Source organism: Neptunicoccus sediminis, from assembly GCF_001719615.1.
Taxonomy (GTDB): domain Bacteria; phylum Pseudomonadota; class Alphaproteobacteria; order Rhodobacterales; family Rhodobacteraceae; genus Amylibacter; species Amylibacter sediminis.
On sequence record NZ_MDVX01000039.1, the window covers coordinates 1 to 5,297 of the forward strand.

The following is a 5,297-nucleotide window of genomic DNA, read 5'->3' on the forward strand; positions in this document are numbered from 1 at the left end:
TTCGGTGTTGTCATCCCAGTCGCGGGATCTGTGATCCCGATTGGCGCGGTTCCCTCCCTTGATCCATTTCCTCCCAAGCTGCCTGTCTGAACGTGATAACGGCCTCGCTTGTTGCGGGGCCTGACCGTTGCCTTGGCCGAAGCTGGCTGAGTGCGACCCTTTCAGATCAAGGCAGAAGTAATGACCCTCAACAGACTGATTTCACGACGGCACGTGCTGCGCACCGGTGCCGCTCTCACGGCCATATCCGCTCTGTCACCGGCACGAGTAGCGATGGCCAGTCCGACCGGGGACCCTTTCGTGCTACGCGCTGCGGCCGGACAAGCCGCCCTGCGACCGGCACCCTACGGCTCTACCGACGTCTGGAGCTACAACGGATCCCTCCCCGGCCCCGAGATCCGGGTGCGGCAGGGAGACCGAATTCGGGTTCTGGCCCAGAACGGGCTAAATGAAGGGACGACGGTCCACTGGCATGGCATTCGCACACCCAATGCGATGGACGGCGTGCCGTTCCTGACACAGGACCCGATCCCGGTCGGTGGCGAGTTTCTCTACGAATTCGATGCGCTGGACGCAGGTACGTTCTGGTATCACCCGCACCAGCGCAGTTCGGAACAGGTCGGCCGCGGCCTTTACGGGCCGCTGATCGTCGAGGAGGCGGACCCGATCCGTGTGGATCGCGACCTGACCTGGATGCTTGATGACTGGCGCATGACCCGAGAAGGACAGATTGCCGGGGACTTCGGAAGCCGTCACGACGCCATGCACGGCGGCCGCATCGGCAATTCCGTGACCATCAACGGCCAGATGCCGGAACGCATCTCCGTGCGATCCGGAGAACGCATCCGCCTGCGGTTGATCAACGCGGCGAATGCCCGGATCTTCGGGCTGAATTTCGGTGGTCTTGCGCCGGTCGTGGTCGCTCTGGACGGTCAACCCGTGTCACCTCATGTACCAGACGATGACATCGTGGTGGTCGGCCCGGCCATGCGTGTCGATCTGGTGATTGATATGACCGGCAAGCCCGGAGAGAGCCTGACCATCACCGATGTCTTCTACAGGGATCTGGAATACCGTCTGGTCGATCTCGCCTACGGGCCGGATCGGTTACGGGACGCGGTCCCGGACTGGTCGATGGAACTGCCACCCAACCCGCTGGCCGAACCCGATATGCAAGCTGCGACGCGGCATCAGATCATCTTCAATGGCGGTATGATGGGGCAGATGATGATGGGCGGCGGCATGGGGTCCATGATGGAGCAGATGCGCGAAGGCAACATGTGGTTCATCAACGGCGAAGCAGCAACCGGGCACATGATGGATCCATTGCTGGTCCTGCCGCAGGGCACGTCGCATGTGGTTCAGATGGACAATCGCACCGCGTGGCATCACCCGATGCATCTTCATGGACATTCGTTCCGTGTGATCACACGGAACGGGCAACCGACACGGCATCGCGAATGGCAGGACACCGTCCTGATGGCACCGGAGGAACGGGTCGAGATCGCCTTCGTGGCGGACAATCCGGGAGACTGGATGTTCCATTGTCACATCCTGGAACACCAGGCGGCCGGCATGATGGGCATCATACGTGTCGATCCCGGCACGACCAAAACCTGAAGCAATCTCACGTAACGATCAACACGAAAGGAAAGAACCGATGAAGAAACTAATTGGACTTGCCAGTCTTGGCACCGCAGGTGCTGCCGCTGTCCTTGCAATGAGCCTGAATGCCGCGCCTGCCGCAGCGCAAGAGGCCACGCTCTACAAGAACCCGCAATGCGGATGCTGCGAGAGCTATGCGGACTACCTGCGCGAGAATGGCTTCACGGTCGAGGTAAAGCCGACCCATGATCTGGCTCAGATCAGCCGTGATGCAGGTATCCCGGACGATTTCCAAGGCTGCCATACGACCTTTCTGGGTGACTACGTCGTCAGCGGTCATGTGCCAATTGATGTCGTCAACAAGTTGCTTGATGAGCGCCCGGACATTGCCGGTCTGACACTTCCCGGCATGCCGTTGGGATCGCCGGGTATGGGGGGCGCGAAGCAGGAACCGTTCAAGATTTACACCGTCGAAGAAGGTGTGAACCCGACCGTCTATGCGGTCGAATGATCAATTGCGCGGTCTGGTGCGATCCCGTGCCTGACCGGTTTCAAGGGAAAACAAAGGATGAAGTGCATGATGATGGATGGTGGAATGATGGGCGGCGGCATGATGATCGCGATGGGACTGGTTTGGTTGCTGATCGTGGGGGTGCTGGTGCTCGCGGCGATCGCATTGGTCAAATACATCCGCTCAGACGGCGGAAAATAGAAATGCGCCGGGATGCGTAATGAGGGTGCCAGCAGCGGCGACAGCCTGATGTCGATGGGATTGGTTTGGGCGCTTTGCGTCCTGCTCATTGTGTCGTCGCTATTGGCGCTCTTCATCCTCTGTATGTGGCTCGTAAAAAGGAGGCGTAAGCGTAGTGATAACAGGCATTAGAGTCTCCGCGTTCTTGCTCGCTGCAACGGTCCTGCCCGTTGCGGCGCAGAGCGACTTGCACGCGGGCGAGCGCCTCTATCAGGAGAACTGTGCCAGTTGCCATGGCGCAAACCTGGAGGGGCAGCCCGATTGGCGCTCCAGATTGCCGAACGGCCGGTTGCCTGCCCCGCCGCATGACGCCTCAGGCCATACCTGGCACCATACGGACCGCGTGCTTTTGGACATCGTGAAGCGCGGAACGGCGGCGATTGTCGGGAATGGCTATGAAAGCGACATGCCCGGTTTCGGGGAGGCGCTGACGGACGATGAGATCACGGCGATCATCGATTACATCAAGAGCACATGGCCCGATCGGAACCGCGCTTCGCAGGAAAGCCGTACCCTTGCGGATGAGCAGGTGCAGCCATGACGCAAGAGGTCGTCAGCAAAAACGAAGCCGTGGCGCGGCGCAGGATCTCCGGGTTTGTGCTGGTGCCGCTGATAGCTTTTGCCCTCATGGTCTTGTTCGGCTGGGGGCTTTTCAGGGGCGGCGACGACTTGCCATCGGCGCTTCTGGGCAAACCTGTGCCGGAGTTTGCGCTTGCTCCGGTGCTCGGCCGTGACGACGGTCTGTCGACGCAGGACCTGATCGGCCATGTCTCGCTGGTGAACGTCTTTGCCTCGTGGTGTGTGCCCTGTCGGGCCGAACACCCGCTGTTCATGGAGCTGAGCGCCACCGGTGAGGTGCCGCTCTACGGGATCAACTACAAGGACCCACCCGAGCAGGCGCGCGCCTGGCTCGACGAATTGGGCGATCCCTACGCGCGCATCGGGGCCGACATCGACGGACGCGCGGGCATCGAATGGGGCGTTTACGGCGTGCCCGAAACCTATGTCATCGCCCCCGATGGCACCATTGCCTACCGCCATGTCGGCCCCATCACGCGAGCGAACCTGGAGGAAACCCTTTTGCCGATCGTCCGTGATCTGAAAACCCAAGCTGGCAAGGAGCCAACACAATGAAACATCTCAAACCGGCGCTGATCGCCTGGGCATTGTCCGTCAGCGCGGCCTTTGCTGGGCCGCAGGGGTTTGCGCTGCATGACACGCCACAGCCCGTGATCAACGTGCGCTATCTGACCGCGGACGGCAGTCGCGGTGACATGGAGGACTTTCGCGGCAAGGTGGTCCTCGTGAACGTCTGGGCAACCTGGTGCGTCCCCTGCCGCGAAGAGATGCCGACGCTGGATGCGCTTCAGGCGGAACTTGGCAGCGACCGCTTCGAGGTGGTCGCCCTGTCCATCGACAGGGCGAGGTCGCCCGTCGTGCGGCGTTTCTACGACGAGATCGGTATCACCAACCTCGCGATGTATGTCGACGAGACCATGCTGTCGATGACTGCCCTGCGCACCGTCGGGCTGCCGACGACGATCCTGATCGACGCGCAGGGGCGGGAGCTTGGGAGACTGGTCGGCCCGGCCGAATGGGATGATCCCGAAATGGTGTCCTTCCTACGTGGCTTTACCGAATGAATACCGCCGAAAGAGTACCGCCCGCTCTTGACCTTCCAGTTACTGGAACGACTATTTCTTACACATCGAAAGGATTTTCTGGATGACCGACATATCACCCTCTAACGGCGCAATCACCGCCAACATCGCAAGAGTTGGCAATTGGACCCAGTGGTTTACGTGCAGACGATTGCTGTTCGTCGGTGCGGCAACCGTGATGGGGGGCGGCATGGCCCTGAACTGGGGATGGCTCACCGCGATCGGGCTCGCGCCTGTTCTGGTCTCGCTGGCCCCCTGTGCCGCGATGTGCGGCCTGGGTCTGTGCATGAAGGGCGGGTCTGGAAAGGGCTGCTCCAAATCGCCGGACGGGGCGTCTCCCGACTGAGTTCTTTCGATAACTACACGATCAACCCAAGGAGAAAACCATGAGAAAAACACTTACAAGTTTCGTCGTTGCGACGGCCCTTACCGCAAGTGCATTTGCCGTCAGCGCCCAGGAACAGACCACGCCGGAAACGGGCGAAATGATGCAGAATGAGGGGGCCATGCAAGGCAGCATGATGGACGGCGACATGATGGGCATGATGAAGATGATGGCCGAAATGAAACCCATGATGGAAGCCTGCACCGAGATGATGGCGTCCATGACCGAGAAAATGGACGGCGGCATGATGCCGTCGGAAAAGTCTGACGGCTAGATTTGCCCAAATGCCTGTCGGTCAACGGATCGGCAGGCATTTATTGTAAGGATACAAGAATTGACAGCACTGACACGGCGCGCCGCTTTAGCGATACTCGCGGCCACGATTTCGTCTCCGGCCTTCGCCAATCATCCGGGTGAAAATCTGGATGCCCGCATGTTCGAGATGGAGCCATATTTCCAGGCCATAGATGCGGCGCAGGCCCCAGAATTCGAGCTGCAGGATTCCGAGGGGAATCCCGTGCGCCTGTCGGATTTCAGCGACAAGGTGGTCATCCTGCATTTCATCTATGCCAACTGCCCGGATATCTGCCCGCTCCATGCGGAAAAGATCGCGGCGGTCCAGGCTTCGATCAACGACGGGCCGATGAAGGATCTGGTGCAGTTCATCTCGATCACGACCGATCCGGTGAATGACACGCCGGACGTCCTGCGCGAGTACGCGAACCGGCATGGGCTTGATCCGACCAACTGGGTCATCCTGACCAAGCGGCCCGATCAGGGCGACGACGCGACGCGCATTCTGGCGCGGGACTATGGGCTCGAGTTCACCATGACTGCCGACAGCGATATGATGATGCACGGAGCGGTTACCCATGTCGTGGATATCGGCGGGCGG

General features: G+C 60.3%; 9 protein-coding genes. All 9 read left to right on the forward strand.

Annotated features, from left to right (window positions below; all coding sequences use genetic code 11):
- Positions 1–180 precede the first annotated feature (180 nt).
- A complete protein-coding gene (locus BFV97_RS17555; RefSeq protein WP_108721713.1) occupies positions 181–1,620 on the forward strand; it encodes a multicopper oxidase family protein in 1,440 nt (479 codons plus the stop codon).
- A 40-nt stretch (positions 1,621–1,660) separates the two neighbouring features.
- Entirely contained in the window at positions 1,661–2,116 is a 456-nt protein-coding gene (locus BFV97_RS17560; protein ID WP_009820203.1) for a DUF411 domain-containing protein, read from the forward strand.
- Between the two features lie 66 nt (positions 2,117–2,182).
- On the forward strand, positions 2,183–2,317 hold the full coding sequence (locus BFV97_RS19190) for a hypothetical protein (RefSeq protein WP_281200965.1): 135 nt from the start codon (positions 2,183–2,185) through the stop codon (positions 2,315–2,317).
- A 202-nt stretch (positions 2,318–2,519) separates the two neighbouring features.
- Positions 2,520–2,897 carry a c-type cytochrome gene (locus BFV97_RS17565; protein WP_425412287.1) on the forward strand — a complete coding sequence of 126 codons (378 nt, stop codon included), beginning with the start codon at positions 2,520–2,522 and terminating at the stop codon, positions 2,895–2,897.
- The gene (locus BFV97_RS17570; protein WP_069301684.1) at positions 2,894–3,490 is read left to right on the forward strand and encodes a DsbE family thiol:disulfide interchange protein; all 597 of its coding nucleotides are present in this window, start codon (positions 2,894–2,896) and stop codon (positions 3,488–3,490) included. The genes BFV97_RS17565 and BFV97_RS17570 overlap by 4 nt, the downstream gene beginning before the upstream one ends.
- On the forward strand, positions 3,487–3,999 hold the full coding sequence (locus BFV97_RS17575) for a TlpA family protein disulfide reductase (protein ID WP_069301685.1): 513 nt from the start codon (positions 3,487–3,489) through the stop codon (positions 3,997–3,999). The genes BFV97_RS17570 and BFV97_RS17575 overlap by 4 nt, the downstream gene beginning before the upstream one ends.
- A gap of 82 nt (positions 4,000–4,081) precedes the next feature.
- Positions 4,082–4,363 (forward strand): hypothetical protein, encoded by a 282-nt coding sequence (locus BFV97_RS17580; protein WP_069301686.1) that lies wholly within the window; start codon positions 4,082–4,084, stop codon positions 4,361–4,363.
- A 40-nt stretch (positions 4,364–4,403) separates the two neighbouring features.
- Positions 4,404–4,676 (forward strand): hypothetical protein, encoded by a 273-nt coding sequence (locus BFV97_RS17585; RefSeq protein WP_069301687.1) that lies wholly within the window; start codon positions 4,404–4,406, stop codon positions 4,674–4,676.
- 60 nt (positions 4,677–4,736) lie between these two features.
- On the forward strand, positions 4,737–5,297 hold a 561-nt coding region (locus BFV97_RS17590; protein WP_245667809.1), incomplete at its 3' end, for an SCO family protein.